Here is a 25,325-nt window from a genome sequence, read left to right as displayed (position 1 = left end):
TGTCGTCAGGCCCTGATGCACCAGCACCTTGTCGATCACGACCTGGAAGATCAGCGGCGTCGCCAGGGCGAAAAGCTGTAGCACCAGCGACGCCGCCAGGACGTCGCCGAGCATCCAGCGGTATTTGACTAGGGCTGGAATAAACCAGGTCACGTCGAACTTCATCGCCGCACCCGACGACGCCCGGGTGGTGACCAGAACCATCCGGCCAGACCAGATTGCGCCCAGCTGAGCTGCGTTGAGCCGCTCCGCTCCCTGCCCTGCCCGCTGGATAAGGACCTCATCATCCCGGAGCGCAGCGATCAGAAAGTACTCACCGCTAAGGGCGCGCGCGATCGCTGGCAGGGGCGCTTCGCTCAGTTGGTCGAGATCGATGCGAGCGGCTTTCGCGCGAGCCCCCAGCCGCTTGGCGAGCCCAACAAGATCGCTGTCATCAACAGGATCGCCGTGGCCAATGACATGCCGGAGTTGCTCGGCCGCTGACGGAATCTGATGAAAGGCCAGCAGGAGAGTCAGGCAGACCAACCCGGAATCGGCTTCGATTGTGGCCGTGCTCGTTCCTGCGCCCGAAAACTCTTCCGCCACTTACGCGCCCCCGACTACTCGCCTTCTGCGCGTATCATGCTCGTACCGGATGACAAGGGGCGATGACCGCACAACGACGTCGACAACTGGTTCCTGCGCAGCTTCGACCAAATTGGCGATGCGGACCTGTTAGCTACCCTTGCAATCACCCTCCGAACGACCGTCACCTTGTCGGTATCTGCAAACCAGACTCCGTTTAGATTGGGCTGAGTCAGAAGCGGACATTCCCCCTGCCCTCGCCTCTCGCGAGGTTCCTTTCCAGGAAGCGGACTCGTTGAACATCCGTTTTGGGTCGAAAGCGGACTGTGTCCTTGGGGTCAGAAGCGGACATTGGCGGACGACTATTAGCCATCTCGCCTTTAGGGTCAGACTTAGGGTGGCCCCTGCCCCTCACGGGCAAGTTATTGTTCCAGCGCCACTTTTCGAATGGTTCTGGCGGAGACGCAGGGATTCGAACCCTGGGTACCCCTTACAGGGTACGACGATTTAGCAAACCGTTGCCTTCAGCCACTCGGCCACGTCTCCGGCAGGCGGCGTGATTAGCCGAGCGCGCGGGCGGACGCAACGGGGGACGCGAGCCCTCGTGCGTTAACGGGACAGTGAGAGCGGGCGTGCAAGGTGGCCGGGAACCCCGCGCGAGCCCCATGACCGACGCCGCAACCCGCCGCCCCATGTTCGACGCCGACCTGCCCGGGCCGGACAGTCTGGATGCGTCCGGTCTCCAGGCGCTGGCCGCCGCGGCCATCGCCGGCGGGCCCGAAGCCGAAGGCGCGGCGCGGCGCGGACCCTTCCGGCCCGACGTATGGCGCAACGCCCGCCAGCGGCACGCCTCGCGACTGGCGGCCCACTATTTCCGGTCCCTGGACGTTCTGGCCGTGACCGCCGTCACCCTGCTCTGCGCCTGGGCCGCCGCGCCGGGGCCTCTGCTTCACGCGGAGCTTTCTCAGGTTCTGCCGTTCGTCATCGGCGCCCTCACCATTCTGGGCCTGTTGCGGTCGCTCGGCCGCTACCGGTTCGCGCGGGGGCAGAAGACGGCGCTGCATCTGGCCTCGGTGGCGGCCATCGTCGCGGCGGGATCGCTGGCCGTCATGACGTCCGGCTGGGCGTTGCAGGGCGCGAACGGCCAGTGGGCGGCCTGGCTGGTCTGGACCGGCCTGGTGCTGGTCACGCTCAACGCCCTGCACATGGGCTGGAGCGATATCGTCGGCCGCTGGCGGGCGTCGGGAGCCCTGACGCCCAACATCGTGCTGGTCGGCGCCACCCGGCACGCCGAGGCCCTGATCCGCGAAGCCCTGAAGCGGCGCGATCTGAACGTGCTGGGCATTTTCGACGACCGGCTGGCGCGCAGCCCCCGGGCGATCGAGGGCGTGCCGGTGCTGGGCACGGCGGACGATCTGCTGACCCACCGGATGACGCCCTATGTCGACCGCATCGTCCTGGCCATCGATCCGAAGGCCGAGGCGCGGGTTCGGGCCCTGACCGCGCGGCTGCGGACCCTGCCCAATGAAGTGACCCTGCTGGTCGAGCCCAGGGATGAAACTGAAACCCGCTCGGCCCTCGACCGGCTGGCGGCCGCGCCGCTGGCGGACGTGCAGGGGCCTGTCGACGACGATCGCCGCGCCTTCAACAAGCGGCTGCAGGACATGATCTTCGGCCTGACCGCCCTGGTGCTGCTGGCGCCGGTGATGGCCGGGGTCGCGCTCGCCATCCGTCTGGACAGCCCGGGGCCGATCTTCTTCCGCCAGCGCCGTCACGGCTTCAACCACGAGGAAATCGTGGTGTGGAAATTCCGCTCGATGAAGCAGGAGGCGGCCGACGCCACGGCCAGCCGTCAGGTCACCCATGACGACGACCGGGTGACGGCGGTGGGCCGGTTCATCCGCAAGACCAGCCTGGATGAACTGCCGCAGCTGCTGAACGTCATCACCGGCGAGATGTCGCTGGTCGGGCCGCGGCCGCACGCCATCGGCATGAAGACGGGCCATGTCGAGAGCGCACGTCTGGTCGCCGAATACGCCCATCGCCACCGCATCAAGCCGGGCATGACCGGCTGGGCCGCCGTCAACGGCTCGCGCGGGCCGCTGCATACCGCCCAGGACGTGCGCCGCCGGGTGCAGCTGGACATCGACTATGTCGAGCGCCAGTCGTTCTGGCTGGATCTGTGGATCATGGCGGTGACCCTGCCGGTGCTGCTGGGCGACCGCGCGGCGGTTCGATGATCCGGGGTCGCTGATGTTCTGGCGCGGCGTCTGGGGCTATCTGCCCGCCAATATCGTGCAGGGCGTGGTCGGGTTTCTGGCCATCGTCCTGTTCACCCGCATGCTCAGCGCCGAGGAGTTCGGGCGCTACGCCCTGGCCTTCTCGGTCATGACCCTGGCCCATGTCGCGGTGTTCAGCTGGCTGGAGGCGGCCATGGCGCGGTTCTGGGCGGCCCAGTCGCCGGGCGCCGGGACCTGGGGCCATTTCGCCAGCCTGTATCGCACGGCCTTCGCCCTGAGCGCCGGCTTCCTGATCGTCGCCGGGGTCGCGGTGTGGCTGTTCCCGGTCGATCCCCTGTTCAAGCTGGCGCTGGCGGCGGGTCTGGCCGGGGCGCCGGCGCGGTGTCTGGTCAAGCTGGGACAGGAGCGGTTCCGCGCCGCCGGCGAGGTCGGCAAGGCGGCGTGGCTGGATATGGCGGTGGCGGTCGGCGGATTGGCGATCGGCGTCGGCTTCGCCCTGATCGGCGCGGGCGGCGCGGCGCCGCTGCTGGGCATCGGCCTCGCGCCTCTGGCCGCCCTGCCCTTCGTCCTGCCGGGCGAACTGAGACAGGCGCGCGGCGGGGCGTTCGAGCCGCAGCGGGTGCGCGACTACGCCGTCTATGGCTATCCGATCGCGGCCTCCCTGGCGCTGACGGTGGTGCTGTCGTCGACCGACCGCTTCCTGCTGGCGGCCTTCATGGACGAGGCGGCGGTGGGCGCCTATCACGCCAGCTATTCGATCGCGAACCGGACCCTGGACGTGCTGTTCCTCTGGCTGGGGTCGGCGGGGCAGCCGGCGCTGGTCATGGCGCTGGAGCGCGGCGGGCTGGAGCGGCTGAAGGAGGCCGCGCGCGAGCAGCTGTCGACCTTCCTGCTGATCGGCCTGCCGGCGGCGGCCGGGGTGGCGCTGGTGGCGCGGCCGCTGGCCGAACTGCTGATCGGCGAGGCGCTGCGGACGGCGGCGGCGGGGGTGACGCCGTGGATCGCCCTGTCGGCCCTGCTGTTCGGACTGACGGCCTATTATTTCGGCCAGGCCTTCACCCTCGGCAAGAAGACGAAGCGGCTGCTGATCGCCATGGCGATCCCGGCGGGAGCCAATGTGATCCTGAACCTGATCCTCGTGCCCCGGTTCGGTCTCATGGGCGCGGCCTGGGCGACGGCGATCAGTTTCGCATTGGGGCTGCTGGCGACGATGCTGATCGGCCGCCGGGTCGTGGCCCTGCCGATCCCGTGGGAGAGTTTGGTCCGCTGCGGGATCGCCACCGGGATCATGGCCCTGGTCGTCGCGCGCCTGCCCGCCCTCGGCGGCTTCCCCGAACTGATGCTGGACGCCACGGTCGGCGCGGTGGTCTACGCCCTGGCGGCCCTGACGCTGAACGCGGCCGGCGTGCGCGACGTGGCCTTGCGGCTGCTGGCGCAGTTCAGGGCGCGGAGGGCGGCGGCGTGAGCGCGCGGGCCGACATCCACGACAACGCCGCCCGGGCCGGGGCGCGGCCGGTCCTGTCCGTGCTCACGCCGTTTCTGCGCGACGATCCGACCGATCTGCTGGCGGCGCTCGAGATGGAAGCCCCGGCGCTGGCCGGCGCGGTCGAGATCGTCCTGCTGGACGACGGCACCGCCGACGCCGCCCTGACGGGACGGCTGAAGGCGCGGATCGACGCCATGCGCCTGCCCGTGCGTCTGGTCACCCTGCCCGCCAACGAAGGTCGGGCCATCGGCCGCAACCGTCTGGCGGCGACGGCGCGCGGCGGCAGCCTGCTGTTTCTCGACAGCGACATGCGGCCCGACCATGCGGACTTCCTGCGCGACTGGGCGGCGCTGGTCGCAGGCGACAATCCCGCCGTGGCCTTCGGCGGCTTCTCCCTGCTGCAGGCGCCGACCGACGCCCGCTTCGCCGTGCACCGGGCCATGGCGGCGAAGTCGGAGTGCGTGCCCTGCGCCGAGCGGGTGAAACAGCCCGAGAAATACGTCTACACCTCCAACCTTCTGGTCCGCCGCGATGTGTTCGAGTCCGAAGCCTTCGATCCCGGCTTCACCGGCTGGGGCTGGGAGGACGTCGAATGGGCCATGCGCGTGTCGCGCCGGTTCGAGGTCGTTCACATCGACAACCCGGCCACGCACATGGGGCTGGACACGGTCGCGGCGCTGGCGGGCAAATACGAGCAGTCGGCTCCCAATTTCGGCCGCATGGCGCAACGTCACCCCGAGGTCGTCGCCACCTATCCCAGCTACCGGGCGGCGAGACTGCTGAAACGGCTGCCCGGCCTGCCGATGCTTCGCCGGTTTCTGCGCCGCGGAGCCGAAGCCGACTGGCTGCCGGTCCCGACGCGCGCCTTCTCGCTGCGCCTGTATCGCGCGGCCCTCTATGCGGAGGCGGTGTGATGGGCGACGTGGCCGTCATCGTCCCGACCCTGCGCCGGCCCGAGAGCCTGGAGCGGGCGCTGCGCTCGCTGTTCCGGCAGACCGGCGTGGCCGACCGCGTGGCCGAGATCGTGGTCGTCGACAATGATCCAACCGGCTCGGCGGCGGATCTGACCGAGGCCCTGCGCGCCGTCTCGCCCTGGCCGATCCTGTATCGCCATGCGCCGACCCCCGGCGTCGCTACGGCGCGCAACGCGGGCCTGTCGGCGACGACCGCGCCGCTGATCGCCTTCCTCGACGATGACGAGGCGGCGTCGCCGGGATGGCTGGCGGCCCTGCTGAAGGCCCAGGCTGAGACCGGCGCCGACGCCGTCTTCGGCCCCATCACCGGGCGGGCGCCCGGCGCCGAGGCCTGGCTGCAGGACTATCTGGAGCGCTTCTTCGGCCGTGACGGCCCCACACAAACGGGGCTGATCGCCGAGCCCTACGGCTGCGGCAACTCCCTGATGCTGCGCGCCACCGCCCTGCCCGGCCGGACGCCGTTCAATGTGGCGGCGGACCAGGTCGGCGGCGAGGACGACGCCCTGTTCGCGGCCCTTGCGGCGCGCGGCGGCCGCTTCGGCTGGGCCGCCGACGCCCAGGTCGAGGAATTCGCCCCGCCGCACCGGGCGACGCTGAAATACGCCCTCGCCCGCGCCTTCGCCTATGGCCAGGGGCCCAGCCAGACCGCGGCGGCGGCGAGGAACTGGCCGGGCGTGGCGCGCTGGATGCTGATCGGCGCGGCCCAGACGGCGGTGTGGGGTGTCGGCGCGGCGGCCCTGACCCTGATCGCCAGCCCACGCCGCGCGGCGTTGTATGACAGGACCGCGCGCGGTGCGGGCAAGGTGTTCTGGATGAAGGGGCTGGAGCCGCGCTTCTATGGCAGCCGCGAGCTTGACCGGCTGAACCGGGCGGCGGCTAGGTTCCGGGCCGGCGTCCGATAAGCGAGCGATCGACCGCGCGGTTCCTCGTGGACCGGGCCCGCTCGTTGGCGACCGCCTTCACCCGCACGCCCGTGCACCTGTGGTCACGCCGCGCTTCGCCCGTTTGCAGACCGGTGGGATTCAAATGGCCGCCTCGAGCCTCGCACCGCTCGGTCAGTTCAGCGAGCGTGAAATTGGCGGGCTGCCCCAAGGTCCCGCAGGCGCCCAGGGTCAGGCTCCCGGTCACAAGGACCGAAACGATCAAACCGCGCATGCGCTGTCTCCAACAGGGAAGCCGCCCGGCGCGACCGCCGATCACGACAAGACACCCGCGGACCCCGCTCGTCAAGGTTGACGGAAGCGTCCTGCGGTTGCGCGCCTGCTCTAGCCCGTCAGCCGCCTCAGGAAGGCTGGCGGCCTGTAGGTCGAGCGATTGACCACGACGCCCGCGATCTTGCCGCCCACGGCCTCGATCTCGTCGCGCAGCATCAGCGGCTCGTTGGCGGCCGTGCTTTCGGCGGCGACCACCAGCACGGTGGAATCGACGAAGGGGGCCAAGGTGATGGCCATGTCGCTGCGGTCCGCCGCCGGGGCGTCGATCACCACCGTGTCGGCGTGTTTCCTCAACGCGTCCCAGTAGCGGGCGTCGCCGACGGCCTCGGCCCGCTGGCCCGAGCGCAGATGTTCGGCGGCGAATTTCGTGACCCACAGCCGCCCGCCGAGGCAGGGGCGCGCGACGATCAGCCGGGCGGGATGCACCGGCTTTCCCGCCCGGTCCATCAGGCGGGGGGTGACGGCGAAGAAGATCGAGCCGTCGGGCGTGGCGATGGCCGCCTTGCCCAGGGCGCCGAACCGGTCGGGCTCGGCCGAGACGGCTTCCATCTGGCCCTGCTGGGACAGGTCGGCGTCGATCAGCCAGACGGGGCGGCGCGCCCGGACGGCGGCCAGACGGGCGTATTCGCGGGCCACGGTGGAGACGCCCTCGCCCGAATTGGCGGCGGCGATCTGCACCACGCGGCCGCGATGCGCGGGCGCCGGCCCCAGCGCGGCCCAGAGCGCCGCCATTTCGGTTGTCAGGTCGACCATCGAATCGCTACGCGCCCGGCTACAGGTCCCTAAGCTACCATGGCTTGCGGGATCACCGGGCGGCCTTCATCGGGGCGACGGCCAACACCGGCATTTCCAGCGTCCGGCCCGTCGAGGCGGGGGTGACATAGCCCTTGCGGGTGAAGATGCGCAGCAGGCCCACGCACAGGGCGGTGAACCCGGCGAACAGGAAGACCAGGGCCAGCAGCGGCGCCTTCAGACTGGTGCCCCGGGTCGGGGCCTCGGCGCGTTCGATAACCGTGACGTTGTCGGCCCCGGCGGCGACCAGGGCGCTGTCGGCCCGGGCGGCGCTCTCGCGCTGCTGGAAGTCGCGGATGTTGGCGGTCAGCACCTCGCGGTTGCCGGCCAGGTTGGCGTTGGTCGATTCCAGCCGGGTCAGTTCGGCCTGGCGCGAGCGGATCTGCGCCAGCTGGCTGTTGGCCACGGCCAGCCGCGCGGCCAGTCCGTCGCGGTCGGCGGCGGCGGTGATCCGGGCGGTCTCGATTTCGGTGAAGATGACGCTGGGGCCCGTCCGGACCTCCTTGGCCCCGACCGTGGTGCCGGTGGCGACATAGGCCTGAAGGTCGGCGATCTGCTGCTCGATGTCCTTCACGGGCTGGGCGTCGGGCGTGTAGCGCGACAGCAGGGCCTCGCGCTGGGTGCGCAACTGCAGGATCTGGTCCTGGGCCGAGATGTTCAGGTCCTGCTGCAGGACGACCTCGGCGGGCTGCCGCGCCAGCTGGTCCTCCAGCGTCGCCAGCCGCCGGCTGGCCTGGTTCAGCTGGGCCCGCAGCGACAGGGCCTCGGCGTAGGTGGTCTGATAGGTCGCGGCCAGGGTCGCCTTGGCGGTGGCGAAGTCGCCGATGTCGTTGGAGGTTATGAAGGCGTTGTAGGCGTCGTCGGCGGTGGCCAGATCGGTCTCGAACGCCTGGCGCTGCCGGGCCAGGGCGGGCGTGGTGCGGTCGCGGAAGACCACCCGACGCTGGACCAGATACTGGTCGACGACCGCGTTCAGCACCTGGGCCGCGCGGACCGGATCGTCCGACTTGTACGAGACCGAAATAATGGCGCTTCCGGCCGTGGTGCCGACGCCCAGGCTGGAGTCGAGGACCTTCAGCGCCGCCGCTTCCTTCTCGGCCGCCGTGCCCGAGGCGTCGGGCCCCAGAACGGTGTCGGCGCCGACGGCCCGGACGGCGCGGCGCTTGACCTCGAGGCTGCCCAGGATCTGGGCCTCCGAGCCGGCGATGGCGTCGGCCTCCAGCGGCTGGCTGCGCTCCGAGGCGCCCACGCGCGGCTGATAGACATATTCCGACCCGGCGCCGGCGTAGACGCTGGCGGTCGCGGTGTAGGATTTCTTGAGCGTCAGGATCACCGCCGTGCCGATGGCGAACACCAGCAGGAAGATCACCACCATCAGCAGCAGTTCGCGGAACAGCAGGCCGACGACGTCGAAGAAGCCGTAGCGCGGCCGGACTGTAGTGTACGCCGTCGTACGCATGCGGGCGGACTGATTCCATCGGAAAAGAACTTGCCGGCCAAGCCTTGGGCCAGCGGCGTTAACCCATGGTTACCCATAACCGACGACCCTGCGATCAACGTCGCTTTCCGGAATGAGTCCCCCATGTCCATCGACCGCCGCCTGATGCTGCTGGGCCTTGCCGGGGTCGGCGCGATGGTCAGCGGCTGCGGGTCCGTGACGAACGGGCTGACCGGCGGCCGCCGCGCGCCTGCGCCGCAGGAGTTTCGCTCCGACCGGGTCCAGGACGTGGGCCGGCGGTCCTTCCCCGAGATCGGGTTCGCCGACTGGACCGAGACCGAGCCGGAATACGTCCTCTATCCGGGCGACGAGATCGAGATCGCCACCCCGACGGCCGTGGAGCTGACGCGGACGCAGAAGGTCGGGCCTGACGGACGGATCTCCCTGCCGCTGGTGGGCCAGATCATGGCCGCCGACCGCACCATCGCCGAACTCGAGGCCGACGCCTCGGCCGCCTACGCCAGCCAGTTGCGCCGACCGGTGGTCGAGGTGACGCTGAAGACGGCGGGGCCGCTGAAGGTCTGGGTCGACGGCGAAGTGCGCACGCCCGGAGTCTACGATATGCCCGGCGACATCGACGCCTATCAGGCGGTCATCCAGGCGGGCGGTTTCCTTCCGACGGCGCGGCAGGGCGAGGCGGCGCTGATCCGGCGCGGGCCCGGCGGGGTGCGGATGATGCGGGCGGTCGACCTGCGGCCCCGGCGCGGCGAGGTCGTGGCCCTGCGGCGCGGCGACATCATCTTCGTGCCGCGCTCGACGCTGGGCGAGGTGGCCAATTTCGTCAGCCTGTTCCGCAACGCCCTGCCCGTCGGCTTCAGCTACGCCATCGGCGGGCAGTACCAGTCGTTCTAGCCAATCGTGACGCCCGGCGGCGGCGGGCTGTCCGCCGGGACGAAGAAGTCGGGCATGAGCGGCTTTCCCGGCTCGACGCTGTATCTCGCGAAGTCGCGCACGCCCCGCTCGTAGAGGAAGCTGTCGTCGATCAGGAACCGGCCGGTCAGCTCGCGGGCCGGGCTGGTGAAGATGGCGTGGGCGGCGTCGGCCATGATCTCGGGCGTGCGGCAATAGGCCAGTCCGTCCTTGCCGGTCAGGGCGAATTCGATGGCGGCGGTGGCGATGCCGGTGCGGGGCCACAGGGCGTTGCAGGCGATGCCGTCGGCGCGGAACTCTTCCGCCATGCCCAGCATGGCCAGGCTCATGCTGTATTTGGCCATGGTGTAGGCGACGTGCGGCCCGAACCATTTCGGCGACAGGTCCAGCGGCGGTGAAAGCGCGAGTATGTGCGGATTCTGCGCCTGTTTCAGATGCGGGATGCAGGCCTTGGAGACCATAAAGGTCCCGCGGGCGTTGACCTGGTGCATCAGGTCATAGCGTTTCATGTCCGTCGCCAGGGTGCCGGTCAGCTGGATGGCCGAGGCGTTGTTGACGCAGATGTCGATGCCGCCGAACCGGGCGACCGCGGCCTCGACCGCCGCCAGAACCGAGGCCTCGTCGCGGACGTCGACGATCAGCGGCAGGGCCTGCCCGCCGGCGGCCTCGATCTCCGCCGCCGCCGTATAGATGGTGCCCGGCAGATGTTTGTGCGCCTCGGCCGTCTTGGCGGCGATGACCACATTGGCTCCGTCGCGCGCCGCCCTCAGGCCGATGGCCAGGCCGATGCCGCGGCTGGCGCCCGTGATGAACAGCGTCTTGCCCTGCAGCGACATGAGGCTTGGCTCCCGGTTGGTTTCAATAGAAAACGCTTCGATCGCCACAGACGCAGATTCCGGACAGGAGCGAAAGACCCCATGTCGGCCTTCGAGATCACCCGCGACGGCCCCGTCGCCCGTCTGCGCCTGTCCCGGCCGGAGGCGTCCAACGCCCTGGACCTTTCGTTCTGGCGGGATTTCGGCCCCGCCCTCAAGGCGCTGGATGCGACGGGCGAGGTCCGCGCCCTCGTCATCTCGGGCGAGGGCCGAAACTTCTGCGCCGGCATGGACATCTCGGTCTTCTCGGGCGGCGCCATTCTGAAGACCGACACCGCGGCCGAGCGGCAGGCGTTTCACCAGGCCGCGCGGGATTTGCAGGAGACCCTGACCACGATCGAACGCGTGCGGTTTCCGGTCATCGCGGCTGTGCAGGGCGCCTGCGTCGGAGCCGGGCTCGATCTCGTCGCCGCCTGCGATCTCAGACTGGCGGCGGCAGGCGCATATTTCCGCGTCGAGGAGATCAATATCGGCATGATGGCCGACGTCGGCAGCCTGCAGCGGCTGCCCCGCATCCTGCCCGAGGCCGTGGTCCGCGAACTGGCCTATCTGGGCACGTCGCTGACGGCCGACCGGGCCGAGCGACTGGGGTTCGTCAATGCGATCCTGCCGGACCCCGAGGCCCTGCTGTCCGCCGCGCTTGAGATGGCGCACGCGATCGCCGCCAAGGCCCCGCTGGCGATTTCGGGCTCCAAGGCCGCCGTCACCTATGCGCGTGACCATTCGGTCGCCGAGGGGCTGGAATGGGCGGCGGTGATGCAGGGCTCGATCTGGAACACGGCGGACGTTCTGGCCGCCATCCAGGCGCGCGTGACCCGCCAGCCGGCGGCGTTCGCGGTCCTGTCGCCCCATGCAGGGATCGGCGTGGCGGAGGACTGAACCTGGCCGGACCGCAACTGCTGCGACAAGTTGGCCATGGGCGCGCAGGCGCATATGGCGCATCCATTGTCCGGGTCGAACAGTATCTCCGCCGGCGGACTGCCTCAGCAGCAAGGGATGACGCGACGATGAAGACCCCGATTATGGCCCTGGCCGCGGCCCTGATGGTCTCCGCCTGCTCTACGGTCGGGGTGCGCTCCGGCACGGAAGAGCCGGCCTACACGGAGGTGGGCCGCGTCGGCGATGTCGAGATCCGGACCTATGGCGAGCGGATTGCGGCCCAGACCGTCGTGAGCGGCTCCAGCGAGGCGGCGCGGAACCGCGGCTTCCAGCGGTTGGCAGGCTATATCTTCGGGGGAAATGCCGCCCGGACCAGCATCGCCATGACGGCGCCGGTCGCCCAGGCCGGGGACGGCGCCCAGGGCCGGTCGCAGACCATCGCCATGACCGCGCCCGTGGCCCAGGGAGCGGTCGGTCAGGATCGGTGGACGATCCAGTTCTTCATGCCCTCGGAATATACGATGGCCAGCCTGCCCGTGCCGCGGGACCCGGCGGTCGTTCTGGCCGTGGTCCCGGCCGAGACCTATGCGGTGCTGCGCTTTTCCGGGCTGGGCTCGGCCCGGGCCATAGCCGGGAAAGAGGCCGAGCTGGACGCCGCCCTGACCGGCAGCGGCTGGACCCGCGTGGGCGATCCGGTCGTCTGGTTCTACGACCCGCCCTGGACCCTGCCCCCGCTGCGCCGCAACGAGGTCGCGGTGCGGGTCACCCGTCAGGACCGCTGACCGCGGTCCCTGACAACGTTCCTCACGCCGCCAGCGACACCACGCCCGCGTCGATCCACCGGCGAGCGGCCTTCTGGGCCTCGGCGATCTCGTCGTGCTCCATCTCCTGGCTCATCTCGCGGCGATAGACGCGCGCTTCGATCGAGCCCTTCATGGCCGCCAGGTTGAAGATCATATGAGCCGAGACGCGGTCCATCGGGCAACCGCCCTGACCGCTCGAATACATCATGCCCAGCCGGAACAGATCATCGCCGTTCATGTCGGCGGTCGGCAGGGGAAGCCCCTGCGCCTGATCGATTTCCGGCGCCATTTCTTGCGCGTTCATCACCGTATCTCCCGGGTTCGTGGCCGTTCTGGCCGTGCCCTCTGACAACGATCAAATACCCGCGGTTTGAAGTTAAAGTTAACAGCGGAGCGGCCGGCCAGATTTTTCAGTAAAGCGGAAATGAATACTTTCCGACCGATTCAGATCTCTGAAATACCTCGTAAATCCCTGAGTCACACCCGCTAACGAAGGGTCACCGGGCCCTTTGGCCGAACAGGACCTTGCGCGCCGCCTCGGCCGACTTGCCGGATGAGGCCAGATTGCCCCGCAGGGCCTCGCCCAGCGCCCGGCCGGCGATGACGCCGGGACGCTCGCCGACCCGTTTCATCCACGCCGCCAGATGCGGGAACTCGTCCAGGGTCTGTCCCTGGAGCTCGGGCAGGATCCACGGCCAGCTGGCCATGTCGGCGATGGAATAGTCGCCGGCCAGAAAGTCACGGTCGGCCAGTCTTCGGTCCAGCACGCCGTAAAGCCGGTGCGTTTCGTCGGTGTAGCGGCGCACGCCATAGGCGATCTGGCGCTGATCCTTGATCAGGGCGGGGGCGTACTGACGGAAATGGTGCGTCTGGCCCGCCATGGGGCCCAGGCCGCCGACCTGCCAGAACAGCCACTGGTCGACCTCGGCCTTGCCGCGCGGGTCCTGCGGATAGAAGCGGCCGGACTTGACCCCGAGGTACTGCAGGATGGCCCCGGATTCGAAGATCGACAACGGCCGGCCGTCCGGACTGTCGGGATCGACGATGGCCGGCATCCGGCCATTGGGGCTGATGGCCTGGAAGGCCGGAGCGAACTGGTCGCCGGCGCCGATGTTGACCGGCTTCATTTCGTACGGAAGCCCCATCTCCTCGAGGGCGATGGAAATTTTCCAGCCGTTCGGCGTGGGCCAGTACCAGAGTTCGATCGGTCGGGTCATGCGGGGTTCCTGAAGCGCCAGGGTCTGAGGTGGGCGCCCGGGTCGCGGCGCACAACTCCGAACCTGACAGCCCCGTTCAGGATGAGTTCATGCGCCCGGGGCGAGCGTCGCGTCATGATTAACGGGTGGGAGACGGTCTTCCATCCTTTCCGGAGAGCCCCCATGAACCGCTTCACCAGGGCCGCCGTGTTCGGTCTGGTGCTGGCCACGGCCGCGCCTCTGGCCGCCGAGGCCCAGAGCCGCGACGACCGCCGCGAGTATCGTCAGGACCGCCGCGACGACCGTCAGGATAATCGCCGGGAACGCCGCGACGACCGCCGCGACTGGCGCAACGGCCAGTACGACAACCGCCGCGACTACCGCGAGGACCGCCGCGATGATCGCCGCGACTTTCGCGCAGAACGTCGAGACGACCGTCAGGACTTCCGCCGCGACCAGCGCTGGGACCGGAACAATCGCGACTGGTGGCGCGGCCGCAGCGACTTCCGCGACTATCGCGGCGCCCGCAGCGGCTACTGGTACGCGCCGAGCTACGGCTACTATCGGGTCGAGCCGCGCTACTACGACCAGCGCTGGACGCGGGGCGGCTATCTGCCCCCGGCCTACCGCGGCTATTACGTCCGCGATCCGTACGTCTACGGCCTGCGGCCCGCGCCGCGCGGCTATCGCTACGTTCACGCCGGCAACGACATCGTCCTGATCGCCGTCGCGACCGGCCTGATCGCCAGCGTCCTGTCCGGCGCCTTCTAGAGCTTCCGGCGTCGCCGCCGGAAACGCCCGCTGACCCCCGGTCGGCGGGCGTTTTCATGTCCGAAGTTTAACGTAACGACGCCGTTCGTTCAGTGACGGTTCATCGACAGGGCGCGACCCTTGGATCAAGCCGTCTGACAGGGACGTGCGGGGAAGAATACGAGAATGAAACGCTCACTTATGATGGCCGCGGCGGTTGCGGCCTTTGTCGTGCCTGCGGCCGCGCCGCTGGCCGTCCTCGCCCAGGACGGCGAACAGGCCGGCGGCCGCCGCGGCGCGGCGCGCCAGAACGGCGAGGAACGGGCCGCGGCCAGGGCGGAAGCCCGGGCGGAGGCGCCGCAGCAGGATCGCGAACAGCGTCAGGAAAGCCGGCAGGAGCGCCGCGAAGAGCGGCAGGACGCTCGCCCCCGGCCGCCCGCGAACCGCGAGCAGCGGCAGGAGAACCGGCAGGAGCGGCGCGAGGACCGCCAGGAGACCCGGGCGCAACAGCCGCAGCAACCGCGTGATCCGAACCAGCCGCTGTTCCGCAACCACCAGGACATCCTCGACGCCCGCGCGCGGGAGGCCCGGCAGCAGAACCGTCAGGACCGGGGCGAAAACCGGCAGGACCGCGCGCAACAGCCGCAGCCGCCGCGTGACCCGAACCAGCCGCTGTTCCGCAACCACCAGGACATCCTCGACGCCCGCGCGCGGGAGGCCCGGCAGCAGAACCGGCAGGACCGGGGCGAGAACCGGCAGGATCGCCGCGAGGATCGTCGTGACGACCGTCGTGACGACCGCCGGGATCGGCGGGAGGACCGCCGCGACGACCGTCAGGACCGGCGCGAGTACCGCGAGTTCCGCCAGCGCTTCAACAGCGATGCATGGCGGCGCGACTGGAACCGCAGCCGCCAGTCCGACTGGTGGCGCAACGACCGGCGTTTCCGCGGCTACACCGGCCTGCGCATCGGCTTCTATTTCGCGCCGGGCTACGGCTACTACCAGGTGCCGAGGAACTACTGGGGCCAGCGCTACTATGAGGGCCAGTACCTGCCGTCGATCTTCTGGCGCTACCAGTTGAACGACTGGCGCACCTACGGCCTCGGCTATCCGCCCGAGGGCACGCGCTGGGTGCTGGTGGACAACCACATCTATCTGATCGACGCCTACGACGGCTACATCATCGAGGTCATCAACGACGCCTGGCGCTGGTAAGCCGAAGGCCTGACGTGCGACGCCGGCCGGTCCCCTGACCGGCCGGCGTTTCATTGTGCCGGCTCCGAGGTTGCAGCGACGCGCGGGACACGCCAGAACCGGCGCATGACCGACGCGGCGATCAGCGACAAGACCCGGGGCGAAGAGGTGCCTTCTTCCCGCGCCCCCCAGTTGCAGCTGTCCGAAGAGCTGATGGCGTCGCCCGGCCGCTTCTTCAACCGCGAGATTTCGTGGCTGGCCTTCAACAGCCGGGTGCTGGAGGAGGCCGCCAACCCGGCCCACCCCCTGCTGGAGCGGCTGCGCTTCCTGTCGATCTCGGCCAATAACCTGGACGAGTTCTTCATGACCCGCGTCGCCGGCCTCAAGGGCCAGGTCCGCGAGCGGGTGCGGGTCCTGTCGGCCGACGGCCTGACCCCGGCCGAGCAGCTGGACAAGGTCAACATCGCCGCCGGCGCCCTGATGGCCGAACAGCAGCGCCGCTGGCGCAAGCTGCGCAAGGAACTGACCACCGCCGGCATCGAGGTGGTCGACGCCGGGCATATCACCAAGACCGAGCGCGACCGTCTCGAACCCGAATTCCTCAACCAGCTGTTCGCCGTGTTGACGCCGATGGCGATCGACCCGGCCCACCCCTTCCCCTTCCTGCCCAACCTCGGCTTCTCGCTGGCGCTGAAGCTGAAGCGCCGGTCCGACAACCGCACCCTCTACGCCCTGGTCCCCGTCCCGACCCAGGTGAAGCGGTTCTGGCCGCTGGCCACCGACGGCCGCTCGACCCCGGGAAAGAAGCGCTACATCAGCCTCGAAAACCTGCTGACCCTGTTCATCGACCACCTGTTCCCGGGCTGCGACGTGCTGGAGCGCGGCGTCTTCCGTCTGATCCGCGATTCCGACATCGAGATCGAGGAAGAGGCCGAGGACCTGGTCATGGAGTTCGAGGAGGCGCTGAAGCAGCGCCGCATGGGCTCGGTCGTGCGCATCAAGATCGAGGCGTCCATGCCGGACGACCTGCGCACCTTCATCACCGACCAGCTGGACGCCGCGCCGCAGGACATCGTTCTGGTCCCCGGCATGCTGGGTCTGGCCCAGCTCTCCGACCTGATCCCGGCCGGCCATCCCGACCTGAAGTTCAAGGGCTATGAGCCGCGCTACCCCGAGCGGGTGCGCGACAACGGCGGCGACATCTTCGCGGCGGTCCGCGAGAAGGACATGCTGATCCACCACCCGTTCGAGAGCTTCGACGTGGTGGTCCAGTTCCTGCGTCAGGCCGCGCGCGATCCCAACGTCATCGCCATCAAGCAGACGCTGTACCGCACCTCCAAGGACAGCCCCATCGTCGCCGCCCTGATCGAGGCGGCCGAGAACGGCAAGAACGTCACCGCCCTGGTCGAGATCAAGGCGCGGTTCGACGAGGAGGCCAATCTGCGCTGGGCCCGGGCCATGGAGCGGGCCGGGGTCCACGTCGTCTTCGGCTTCGTCGAATGGAAGACCCACGCCAAGCTCAGCGTCGTCGTGCGTCGCGAGGGCGAGGGGCTGAAGACCTACTGCCACTTCGGCACCGGCAACTATCACCCGGTGACGGCGCGGGTTTACACCGACCTGAGCCTGTTCAGCTGCGACCCCATGCTGGCGCGCGACGCCTCGCGGGTGTTCAACTACATCACCGGCTACGCCCAGCCCGACGAGCTGGAGGCGCTGGTCGTCTCGCCGCTGAACATGAAGACCACGCTGATCGACCTGATCGGCAAGGAGATGGCCGCCGCGGCGCAAGGCAAGCCGGCCGCCATCTGGGCCAAGATGAACTCCCTCGTCGATCCGCAGGTCATCGACGCCCTGTACCGCGCCAGCCAGTGGGGCGTGCGGATCGAACTGGTCATTCGCGGCATCTGCTGCCTGCGGCCCGGCGTGCCGGGTCTCAGCGAGAACATCCGGGTCAAGTCGATCGTCGGCCGCTTCCTCGAGCACAGCCGCATCGTCGCCTTCGCCAATGGCCGCGACCTGCCGCACGACAAGGCGAAGGTCTTCATCTCCTCGGCCGACTGGATGAACCGGAACCTCGACCGTCGGGTCGAGCTTATGACTCCCGTGCTGAACGCCACCGTCCATGACCAGGTGCTGGACCAGATCATGGTCGCCAATCTGAAGGACGACGCCCAGAGCTGGGTCCTGTCCTCGGACGGCGCCTATCAGCGGGTCCAGCCCGCCGACCCGGAGCGGCCGTTCTCGGCGCACAAGTATTTCATGACCAACCCCAGCCTGTCGGGCCGCGGCCGCAAGGTGAAGACCCTGCCCGGCCAGCTTTCCTACGAGCCCTCGCGGAAAAAACGCTGATGCCCGAGGCCCTGCTGTCGGCCCTCGGCGCGCCGCGCGACGTGGCGGCCATCGACATCGGCTCCAACTCCGTCCGCCTGGTCCTGTACCGGCTGGAAGGCCGGGCGATCTGGACCGTGTTCAACGAAAAGGTCCTCGCCGGCCTCGGTCGGGATCTGGCCGCCACCGGCCAGCTGTCGGTCGAGGGCGCGGCCCAGGCCCTGACGGCGCTGAAGCGGTTCGCCGCCGTCATCGATGGCGTGCGGCCGGCCCTGGTCTTCGTGGCGGCCACCGCCGCGGTGCGCGAAGCCTCCGACGGCACGGCCTTCTGCGAGAAGGTCGCCGCCGAGACCGGGCTTCAGATCCGTGTCCTGTCAGGCGAGGAGGAAGCCCGCTACGCCGCTCTCGGCGTTCTGGCGGGGATACCGGACGCCGAGGGCGTGGCGGGCGATCTGGGCGGCTCCAGCCTCGAACTGGTGCGTATCACCGGCGGCGAGGTCGGGCGGGGCGTGACCCTGCCGCTGGGGCCTTTCGCCATGGCCGACGAGACCGGCTTCGACGCCGACCGGCGGCGCGACGCGATCGCGAAACAGCTGAAGACCGCGACCGACTACCAGGCCGACACCCTCTACGCCGTGGGCGGCGCCTGGCGCACCCTGGCCCAGGTGCATATGGAGCTGACGGCCTATCCGCTGCGCATCGTGCACCAGTACGCCATGGGCGCCGAGGAGTTGCTGGCCACCGCCCGGCTGATCGCCCGGGCCTCGCGCGCGTCGCTGGAAAAATGGCCCGGCGTGTCGAAGAAGCGCGCCGACACCCTGCCCCACGCCGCCCTGGTGCTGGAGGGGCTGATCGAAAGCCTTGAGCTGAAACGCGTCGTCGTCTCGGCCTGGGGCGTGCGCGAAGGCCTGCTTTACGAAGCCCTGGAGCCCGAGGTCGCCGCCGCCGACCCCCTGCTGGCCGGCTCGTCGTCCCTCGGCGCCCGGCAAGGCATTTCTCCCGCCCTTCCCGGCGCGCTGAAGGGCTGGATCGCGCCCCTGCTCGCCGCCATGCCCGTGACCTTCGACAAGCGCCGCGACGACGTGCTGGCGGACGCCGCCTGCCGTCTGGCGGATCTGGGCGCCCGGCTGCATCCGGACCACCGCGTCGAACTGGCCTTCGACCAGGTGCTGCGCGCGCCCGTCCCGGGCCAGACTCATGCCGAGCGCGCCTGGCTGGCGGCGGCGGTGAACGCCCGCTATGGCGGCCCGTCCGGCACGCCCGAACCCGATACCGTGGCGCGGCTTCTGACCGAGGACCAGCGTCAGGGCGCCCGCGCCCTCGGGCTGGCGATCCGGCTGGCCTGCGACATCTCCGGCCGCGCGCCGCAACTTCTGGCCAACGCCCATGCGGCCGTGAAGGACGGCGCCCTGGTGCTGACCGCCTCCGACGGCTACGCCGACGTCCTGCTGGGCGAACAGACCCGGCGGCGGGGCAAGGCCCTGGCCGAGGCCATGGGGCTCAAGCTGGATATCCGCAACGGCGGCTGAACCGCCCTCAGTCGCCCATCCACCAGCGCAGGCGCAGATCGCGCACCGTCTGGCCGCCGGCGGTCAGGGTTCCGGTCACGACCACGCCCTCGTCGCCCAGATTGCGGCGCGAGGTCGCGAGCGCGCCCGGATCGATCCGTCCCTCGAACTTCACGGCGCCCAGTTCGGGCGACGTTCCCTCGAATTCGATCCGGTCCTCGGAAACCGCGTAGCGCGTCGGCAGGACCCGGGCGGTGACGCTGCGCACCTCGCCGAGTTCGGTCTCGACCATGGGGCTGGTGGCGTCGTCGAAATGGAGCATGACCGGCGCGAAGGTCGTCTCTGTTTCCGCGCCCTTCCAGGCCTCGAACTCGAACGCCTGACCGACGAAGATGTGGCCGAAAGACCATTTGCCGATCCGCACCTCGCTGACGGGCATGTAGTAGCCCGAAAGGTCGGACGTCGCGGCGTAGCTGAAGGCGCCGGCGGCCGGGGCCTCGGGCGCGGGGGCGGGCGCATCCGCGGGGGCGTCGGGCCGGTCGCAGCCCGCGAGGATCAGCAGACCTGCCGCCAGGCCGATCAGATGTCGCATAACGATAGTCCCCCGAATGTCCGACCGCGACCGGACCACGGCCGCGCGCGCCTGTCCACCGTCAAGGAAGACGGGCGACGATATGCAACCACTGCGCCGCCTGTCCGGCGTCGATCAATTCGAACACCGGGATGGCCAGCAGGAAGACCAGCCCGTCGCGAATCGTCGTCAGGAACAGGGCCGGGCGGATGGTCAGTTCCTCCTCGTCCCGCCACAGCGAGAAACGGGGCCAGAAACGCGGCGTGCGGGCCTTGTAGACGGCGTAGACGGCCCCGAACTCCCGCTCGAGGAAGGCCTCCTCGCGCTGCACCGTCAGATAGAACACGGCCATCGCCGCCAGAACGAAAGCCAGACCGATGGTGACGCTGCCGCTCTGGGCGCCGATCCCGAAGGCTCCGATGTAGCTGAAGACATAAAGCGGGTTGCGGGAGATCGAATAGGGACCGCGGTCGACGATCTCGGATTTCTTGCGCCCGCCGATGTAGAGCGAACACCAGGCCCGGCCCACGATGGCCAGGATCATGGCCAGGAATCCGGTGTTCTCGACATACTCGTGCCATTCGCCGTCGACGCCGCCGATCGACTGGGTGACGAGGGCGAGCCCGACCAGACCCACAAGCGCCACGAGCACGCCCGCCTTGCGAATTTTCTGAACCGTGGAGAGGTCCAGGGTCGGTCGATGTGTTGCGGTCATGAGAGTCGTCTCCGGTCGCAGACCAAACGATCTGTGCACGGCGATTTCAAGCCCCATCTTTGCGACCGAAACGCGCTCGCGACTAGCGATCCAGCGCGGCGTCCAGCGCCCGGAACGACGCGATCGAAAGTTCGGTCGCGCTGATGAACACCGAAGGCGTGATCCGCTCGAAATCATCCGAGGGGCGATGATAGTCGGGATGGTAGTTCACGCCGAGATACAGGAACGGAACCTGGGCCCTGTAGAAGGCGCCGTGATCCGAGGCTTCGACCCAGTTGTCCTCGCCCGTGTCCTGCGGCGTGTCCTTGCCTAACGCGAGGGTGACAGCGCCGTTGGCGGGAAGGGCTTCCAGGATCGGGCGGAAATTCGGATGCTGGTACGTACCTGTGACCCACAGCTTGCCGTCCGTTTCGGCGCGGGCGGTCATGTCGAAATTCAGGTTCATGGCGATCGAGGTCAGCGGCACGGGCGGGGCCTCGACGAAATGCTTCGCCCCCAGCAGGCCATGCTCCTCGCCGTCGAGGGCGACGATCAGGACGCTGTGCTGCGGGGCCTGGCGTTTCAGCTCCGCCGCCAGGGCCAGCATGGTGGCGACGCCCGAGGCGTTGTCGTCGGCCCCGTTGAAGACCTGACCCTCGGCGTTCGTCCCGACATGGTCGTAGTGGGCCGTGACCACGATATAGCGGTCGCTGACGCGGGTCCCGGGAATCAGGCCGATGACGTTGACGCCGTTGTATGTTTTCGGTCCGGCCCGGGTGCGGCCCTGCATTTCCCACGGCTGAAGCCGGCCCATCGGGGGGGCGACGACGCCCAGGCTGTCCAGCCGCCCGACGATGTAGTTGCGCGCCATCTCGCCGCCGGGGGCACCCGTGTCGCGGCCCTGCATGTCGTCGGCGGCGAGGATGCGGACATCGTCCAGCAGCCGGGCGTGCATGACCGACGGCGCCGGCGCCGCGGCCACGGGGGGCGTCGCCTCGCCCGATCCGAACGCCCCGGCGCAGGCCGAAAGCATCAGGGCGCCGCCGAGAGCGGTCGACAGGGCGAGCAGGCGGACGTGCGGCATGGGCGTTCCTTGAGAGTCGGCGCGACGCTAGCGGGACGCGGCGGCGCTGTCAGATTAACTCGCCGTCATGCCGGATCGTTCGCCCTAATCCGCCGGGGCCCCTCGAAAGCCGCGCGGGGCCGATGCTAGAACGGGCCCCGGAATCCTTCTGACGAGCCGCCCATGTCCGAGACCCCCGCCGACCAGCTGACCGAGTCCGCCGCGCGCGAGGAACTCGACCGGCTGGCCGCCGAGCTGGCCCGGCACGACGCCCTCTATCACCGCCAGGACGCGCCCGAGATTTCGGACGCCGACTACGACGCGCTCAAGCGCCGCGCGCTGGAGATCGAGGCGTTGTTCCCGGACCTGACCAGCCCGGCCTCGCCGTCGCAGGTGGTCGGCGCGGCCGGCTCCAGCCAGTTCGCCCCGGTGCGGCACGGCGTGCCGATGCTGTCGCTGGACAACGCCTTCGCGTCCGAAGAGGTCGCCGACTTCGTCGCCCGCATCCGGCGCTTCCTCAAACTGCCCGCGGACGAGCCGGTGGCCTTCGTCGCCGAGCCCAAGATCGACGGCCTGTCGGCCAACCTCCGCTATGAGGACGGCGTGCTGGTCACGGGCGCGACGCGCGGCGACGGGCGCACGGGCGAGGACGTCACCGCCAATCTGCGCACCCTCAAGGACATTCCGGCACGCCTCTCCGGCCCGGCCTGGCCCGCGGTGGTCGAGGTGCGGGGCGAGGTCTACGCCCCCAATGACGCCTTCGACGCCTTCAACGCGGCGGCCGAAGCGGCCGGAACCCGCACCTACGCCAACCCGCGCAATTTCGCCGCCGGCTCGCTGCGCCAGAAGGACCCGGCGATCACCGCCGCCCGGCCGCTGCGCTTCTTCGCCTACGCCTGGGGCGAGACGTCGGAGCCCTTCGCCGAAACCCAGGCCGGCGCGCTCGAGGTCCTGAAGGGCTGGGGCTTCCCGGTCAACGACCGCTCGCGCCGGGTCGAGGACGAGACGGGCCTGCTGGCCGTCTACGACGGTCTGCAGCGCGACCGCGCGGGCCTCGGCTATGACATCGACGGCGTGGTCTACAAGGTCGACCGGTTGGACTGGCAGAGGCGGCTGGGCTTCGTCGCCCGCACGCCCCGCTGGGCCATCGCCCACAAATTCCCGGCCCAGCAGGCGATCACCGTGCTGGAAGACATCGACATCCAGGTCGGCCGGACGGGCTCGCACACGCCGGTGGCGCGGCTGCATCCCGTCACCGTCGGCGGCGTCGTGGTGCGCAACGCCACCCTGCATAACGCCGACGAGATCGCCCGCCTCGACGTCCGTCTCGGCGACACCGTGACCCTGCAACGGGCGGGCGACGTGATCCCGCAGATCCTCGGCGTCGTCGACGCGGACCGCCCGGGACGGGGCCAGCCCTGGGTCTTCCCCCACATCTGCATCTGCCCGCTGAAGACGGCGCTGGTGAAGGAGACCAACGCCTCGGGCGTGGAGAGCGTGGTGCGCCGCTGCACCGGCGAACTGGCCTGCCCCTTCCAGCGCATCGAACACCTCAAACATTTCTGCAGCCGCCGCGCCTTCGACATCGAGGGCCTGGGCGAGAAGCAGCTGATCGCCTTCCACGAACGGGGCTGGATCAACCAGCCCGCCGACATCTTCCGCCTCGCCCGCGACACGGAGAAACTCGACGCCCTGCGCGGCGAGGACGGCTATGGCGAGACCAGCGTGGGCAATCTGGTCGCCGGCATCGACGCTCGCCGCACCATCGCCCTGGACCGGTTCATCTACGGCCTGGGGGTGCGCGACATCGGCGAGCAGACCTCGATCGTGCTGGCCCGCGCGTTCGAGACCTGGTCCGCCTTCGAGGCCGCCTGCCTCGCCGCCGCCGACGGCATCCCCAGCGAGGACTGGGTTCGTCTGAACGAGACCCACGCCGTCTCGCCGCGGGTCGTCGCCACCCTCGCCGCGGCCTCGCCCCCCGCCGCCGATCCCGGGCCCGGGGCGCCGATCGACCAGAAGATCGCCCTCGCCTTCCCCGGCCTCGCCGCCCCCGCCCGGCGCGGACTGGCGACCCTGGCCGACGACTGGGCCGGTCTGGTGCGGCTGGCGGCGGTCGCCCGGAATGAGGGGCCGTCAGAAGGCCTCGGCCAGATCGCCGGCGTCTCGGGCGTCGGTCCGGTCGCGGCCCGCGCCCTGGCCCTGTTCTTCCGCGAGCCCCACAACCGCGCCATGGTCGACGCCCTCGTCGCCGAGATGGAGCGGATCGAGGACGCCGAACGCCCGAAGACGGACACGCCGGTCGCCGGCAGGACCGTGGTCTTCACCGGCGCCCTCGAACGCTTCACCCGCGACGAGGCAAAGGCCCGGGCCGAAAGCCTCGGCGCCAAGGTCTCGGGATCCGTGTCGAGGAAGACCGACTATCTCGTGGCCGGTCCCGGCGCGGGGTCCAAGATGGCCGACGCGCTCAAACACGGCGTGACTGTTCTGACCGAGGACGAATGGCTGGCGTTGATCAACTGAGCGATCCGCCTGACCAGTCCGGTCTGTCCGGTAGCGTACGACTTTGTTTCCGGAGCGGCCAGGAGCACGCAAAAGGTGTGCGGGGCCGGGCCTGATTTAATCAATAAATAATCGGACGCGGCCTCAATGACCGCATGGCCAGTACCCTTGTCGCTGACGGGCTGGAGGCCCGCCCGAGCGTCGAGCGTTTCTCCACCCACGAGCTCGGACCGACGCTTGAGCGCTTTCAGGCTTCGGGCATGCTTGAGGAAGGCCGGATCAATCTGATCGGCCTGGACGCCATCGCCGAGCGGCTCGGGGACAGGTGGGAAGGCCGTCAGGAGCAGATCTATCACCACGTCGAACGCACCCTGACGCGTCACCTCGAGGGCGGCGGCTTCTTCCAGCGGGTGTCGCCGACCGACTATCTCGTGGTCCAGCCCGGGCTGGGCAAGTTCAGCGGACAGGTGTCCTGCCTGCTGTATCTGCGCGAGCTCCTGACCCATTTCCTCGGCGGCGCCGCCCCCGAAGCCATCGACGTCATGGAGGTCACCAGCCTGAACGGCGGCCGCATCTTCGCCGCCGAGATCGACCGGGCCTATGCCGTCGCGGCCGCCAGAACCGAACCGCCTCCCGTCCCGCAGGAGACGGACCTCCCCACGCCCTGGAACCCCTTCGTCGCGGCGGACGGCCGGACCTTGCGGGTGTCCTGCCATCTGGAGCCGGTGTTCGAGCTCAAGACCTTCGCCCAGATCGGCTTCCGGATCGTCCGCCGCGTCCTGATGATGCCGGGCGAGATCGAACTGGGTCCCCAGGAACTGCGGAACCTGACCACCGCCGACATCGAGAAGGTCGATCTCGCCACGATCGCGCGGGGCGTCAGCCGACTGAAGTCCGAGCAAGGCAACGCCAAACAGCCGACGCTCTTCCTGCCGGTGTCCTACACCACCCTCGCCAGCCAACGCGGACGCGGCCCGCTGATCGCCCGCTTCAAGGAGGCGACCCGGGGCGTCGAAAAGGGACTGATCTGCGAGATCAGCGACATCGAGGGCGTGCCCGGCAGCGCCCTGGCCGCCGTCACCGTGCTGATCAAGCCGTTCTGCGTCATCGTGGTCGGCAAGCTGCGCGAGGCGCCCGGTCGCACGCCCGAGGACCTGCGCGGCGTCCGGCTCCAGGGCGTCGCCTTCGAGGCGGGTCAGCACCCGCTGGAACCGGGCGACTTCTCCATCTGGGCCGAGCGGGCCGTCGCCAACGCGCGGCGCGTCACCCGCTCGGTGATCATCCACGGCCTGTCGGGGCCGGAGTATCTGGGTCTGGCCGGCCTGGC

The 25,325-nt window shown here is 69.5% G+C and carries 22 protein-coding genes and 1 tRNA gene; 13 read left to right on the top strand and 10 right to left on the bottom strand.

The genetic code is table 11. From position 1 onward, the window contains the following. Together WC555_RS13225 and WC555_RS13220 are read right to left on the bottom strand one after the other, a co-directional pair. Positions 1 to 585, bottom strand: a 585-nt coding sequence (locus tag WC555_RS13225) for a cysteine peptidase family C39 domain-containing protein (RefSeq protein ID WP_373254242.1), incomplete at its 3' end; no start/stop codon positions are given. Positions 586 to 1,018: 433 nt separating this feature from the next. After that, positions 1,019 to 1,110: transfer RNA gene (locus tag WC555_RS13220), tRNA-Ser, on the bottom strand. 119 nt (positions 1,111 to 1,229) lie between these two features. On the opposite strand from WC555_RS13220, the gene WC555_RS13215 reads away from it, so the two are divergent. From WC555_RS13215 to WC555_RS13200, 4 genes are read left to right on the top strand one after another with little or no spacing between them, the layout of a single operon-like run. Then, on the top strand, positions 1,230 to 2,804 hold the full coding sequence (locus tag WC555_RS13215; RefSeq protein WP_373254240.1) for an exopolysaccharide biosynthesis polyprenyl glycosylphosphotransferase: 1,575 nt from the start codon (positions 1,230 to 1,232) through the stop codon (positions 2,802 to 2,804). Positions 2,805 to 2,817: 13 nt separating this feature from the next. Next, a complete protein-coding gene (locus tag WC555_RS13210; RefSeq protein WP_373254238.1) occupies positions 2,818 to 4,269 on the top strand; it encodes a lipopolysaccharide biosynthesis protein in 1,452 nt (483 codons plus the stop codon). After that, positions 4,266 to 5,204: a glycosyltransferase family 2 protein gene (locus tag WC555_RS13205; protein ID WP_373254236.1), complete on the top strand. Its 939-nt coding sequence runs from the start codon at positions 4,266 to 4,268 to the stop codon at positions 5,202 to 5,204. Before WC555_RS13210 ends, WC555_RS13205 begins: the two co-directional genes overlap by 4 nt. Next, the gene (locus WC555_RS13200) at positions 5,204 to 6,166 is read left to right on the top strand and encodes a glycosyltransferase family 2 protein (RefSeq protein WP_373254234.1); all 963 of its coding nucleotides are present in this window, start codon (positions 5,204 to 5,206) and stop codon (positions 6,164 to 6,166) included. Before WC555_RS13205 ends, WC555_RS13200 begins: the two co-directional genes overlap by 1 nt. A gap of 363 nt (positions 6,167 to 6,529) precedes the next feature. On the opposite strand, the gene WC555_RS13195 is transcribed toward WC555_RS13200, so the two are convergent. Both WC555_RS13195 and WC555_RS13190 read right to left on the bottom strand, forming a co-directional pair. Next, a complete protein-coding gene (locus tag WC555_RS13195) occupies positions 6,530 to 7,231 on the bottom strand; it encodes a hfsB (protein ID WP_373254233.1) in 702 nt (233 codons plus the stop codon). A 52-nt stretch (positions 7,232 to 7,283) separates the two neighbouring features. Then, on the bottom strand, positions 7,284 to 8,729 hold the full coding sequence (locus tag WC555_RS13190; RefSeq protein ID WP_373254231.1) for a GumC family protein: 1,446 nt from the start codon (positions 8,727 to 8,729) through the stop codon (positions 7,284 to 7,286). 123 nt (positions 8,730 to 8,852) lie between these two features. Here WC555_RS13190 and WC555_RS13185 point away from each other — a divergent pair, with 123 nt between their 5' ends. Next, a complete protein-coding gene (locus WC555_RS13185; protein ID WP_373254230.1) occupies positions 8,853 to 9,620 on the top strand; it encodes a polysaccharide biosynthesis/export family protein in 768 nt (255 codons plus the stop codon). Here the strand turns inward: WC555_RS13185 and WC555_RS13180 are convergent. Beyond that, positions 9,617 to 10,474, bottom strand: coding sequence for an SDR family oxidoreductase (locus tag WC555_RS13180; protein ID WP_373254229.1), 858 nt, complete (start codon positions 10,472 to 10,474; stop codon positions 9,617 to 9,619). The genes WC555_RS13185 and WC555_RS13180 overlap by 4 nt on opposite strands. An 81-nt stretch (positions 10,475 to 10,555) precedes the next feature. Between WC555_RS13180 and WC555_RS13175 the strand changes: the two genes are divergently transcribed. Together WC555_RS13175 and WC555_RS13170 are read left to right on the top strand one after the other, a co-directional pair. Beyond that, on the top strand, positions 10,556 to 11,392 hold the full coding sequence (locus tag WC555_RS13175) for an enoyl-CoA hydratase-related protein (protein WP_373254227.1): 837 nt from the start codon (positions 10,556 to 10,558) through the stop codon (positions 11,390 to 11,392). 128 nt (positions 11,393 to 11,520) lie between these two features. Beyond that, the gene (locus WC555_RS13170; RefSeq protein ID WP_373254225.1) at positions 11,521 to 12,174 is read left to right on the top strand and encodes a heme-binding protein; all 654 of its coding nucleotides are present in this window, start codon (positions 11,521 to 11,523) and stop codon (positions 12,172 to 12,174) included. Positions 12,175 to 12,196: 22 nt separating this feature from the next. Here the strand turns inward: WC555_RS13170 and WC555_RS13165 are convergent, their stop codons facing one another. Further along, positions 12,197 to 12,499, bottom strand: a complete 303-nt coding sequence (locus WC555_RS13165) for a sel1 repeat family protein (protein WP_373254224.1) — start codon at positions 12,497 to 12,499, stop codon at positions 12,197 to 12,199. 193 nt (positions 12,500 to 12,692) lie between these two features. After that, positions 12,693 to 13,412 carry a glutathione S-transferase family protein gene (locus WC555_RS13160; RefSeq protein WP_373254223.1) on the bottom strand — a complete coding sequence of 240 codons (720 nt, stop codon included), beginning with the start codon at positions 13,410 to 13,412 and terminating at the stop codon, positions 12,693 to 12,695. Positions 13,413 to 13,574: 162 nt separating this feature from the next. Here WC555_RS13160 and WC555_RS13155 point away from each other — a divergent pair, with 162 nt between their 5' ends. From WC555_RS13155 to WC555_RS13140, 4 genes are all read left to right on the top strand, one after another. Next, the gene (locus WC555_RS13155) at positions 13,575 to 14,162 is read left to right on the top strand and encodes an RcnB family protein (protein WP_373254222.1); all 588 of its coding nucleotides are present in this window, start codon (positions 13,575 to 13,577) and stop codon (positions 14,160 to 14,162) included. Positions 14,163 to 14,327: 165 nt separating this feature from the next. Next, the gene (locus WC555_RS13150; protein WP_373254220.1) at positions 14,328 to 15,356 is read left to right on the top strand and encodes an RcnB family protein; all 1,029 of its coding nucleotides are present in this window, start codon (positions 14,328 to 14,330) and stop codon (positions 15,354 to 15,356) included. Between the two features lie 105 nt (positions 15,357 to 15,461). After that, positions 15,462 to 17,684, top strand: a complete 2,223-nt coding sequence (locus WC555_RS13145) for an RNA degradosome polyphosphate kinase (protein WP_373254219.1) — start codon at positions 15,462 to 15,464, stop codon at positions 17,682 to 17,684. Then, positions 17,684 to 19,192 (top strand): Ppx/GppA family phosphatase, encoded by a 1,509-nt coding sequence (locus WC555_RS13140; protein ID WP_373254218.1) that lies wholly within the window; start codon positions 17,684 to 17,686, stop codon positions 19,190 to 19,192. Before WC555_RS13145 ends, WC555_RS13140 begins: the two co-directional genes overlap by 1 nt. Positions 19,193 to 19,199: 7 nt before the next feature. On the opposite strand, the gene WC555_RS13135 is transcribed toward WC555_RS13140, so the two are convergent. The 3 genes from WC555_RS13135 to WC555_RS13125 form a co-directional block, all read right to left on the bottom strand. Then, a complete protein-coding gene (locus tag WC555_RS13135; RefSeq protein ID WP_373254217.1) occupies positions 19,200 to 19,763 on the bottom strand; it encodes a hypothetical protein in 564 nt (187 codons plus the stop codon). Between the two features lie 61 nt (positions 19,764 to 19,824). Beyond that, entirely contained in the window at positions 19,825 to 20,457 is a 633-nt protein-coding gene (locus WC555_RS13130) for an isoprenylcysteine carboxylmethyltransferase family protein (RefSeq protein ID WP_373254215.1), read from the bottom strand. Between the two features lie 82 nt (positions 20,458 to 20,539). Next, positions 20,540 to 21,520 (bottom strand): M28 family peptidase, encoded by a 981-nt coding sequence (locus WC555_RS13125; protein WP_373254213.1) that lies wholly within the window; start codon positions 21,518 to 21,520, stop codon positions 20,540 to 20,542. Positions 21,521 to 21,682: 162 nt separating this feature from the next. Between WC555_RS13125 and ligA the strand changes: the two genes are divergently transcribed. Together ligA and WC555_RS13115 are read left to right on the top strand one after the other, a co-directional pair. Beyond that, positions 21,683 to 24,019, top strand: a complete 2,337-nt coding sequence (gene ligA / locus WC555_RS13120; protein WP_373254212.1) for an NAD-dependent DNA ligase LigA — start codon at positions 21,683 to 21,685, stop codon at positions 24,017 to 24,019. A gap of 134 nt (positions 24,020 to 24,153) precedes the next feature. Beyond that, positions 24,154 to 25,325, top strand: a 1,172-nt coding sequence (locus tag WC555_RS13115; protein WP_373254211.1) for a hypothetical protein, incomplete at its 3' end; no start/stop codon positions are given.

It is taken from the genome of Brevundimonas sp., from assembly GCF_041648615.1.
Classification (GTDB): domain Bacteria; phylum Pseudomonadota; class Alphaproteobacteria; order Caulobacterales; family Caulobacteraceae; genus Brevundimonas.
The sequence above is the reverse complement of the archived record's forward strand: the minus strand, read 5'-3'. Positions and strand labels throughout refer to the sequence as shown.